The organism is Tritonibacter sp. SIMBA_163, from assembly GCF_046535935.1.
Taxonomy (GTDB): domain Bacteria; phylum Pseudomonadota; class Alphaproteobacteria; order Rhodobacterales; family Rhodobacteraceae; genus Epibacterium; species Epibacterium scottomollicae.
Genome location: NZ_JAWJBP010000414.1, coordinates 1 through 274 on the forward strand (window position 1 = coordinate 1; position 274 = coordinate 274).

1 pseudogene is annotated in these 274 nt (G+C 55.5%); it reads left to right on the forward strand.

Annotated elements, in window-relative coordinates:
- Nucleotides 1-274 (forward strand): annotated as a pseudogene (tuf, locus tag R0J92_RS22945) (elongation factor Tu); the annotation flags it as partial.

Sequence of the window (274 nt, forward strand, 5' to 3'; positions counted from 1 at the left end):
GGTCGTGCTGGTGAGAACGTTGGCGCCCTGCTGCGTGGTACTAAGCGTGATGACGTCGAGCGTGGTCAGGTTCTGGCCAAGCCGGGCACCATCAAGCCGCACACTACCTTCGAAGCAGAAGTATACGTACTGTCCAAAGAAGAAGGTGGTCGTCACACGCCTTTCTTCAAGGGCTACCGTCCCCAGTTCTACTTCCGTACCACTGACGTAACTGGTACTTGTGAACTGCCGGAAGGTGTTGAAATGGTCATGCCGGGTGACAACGTGCAAATGG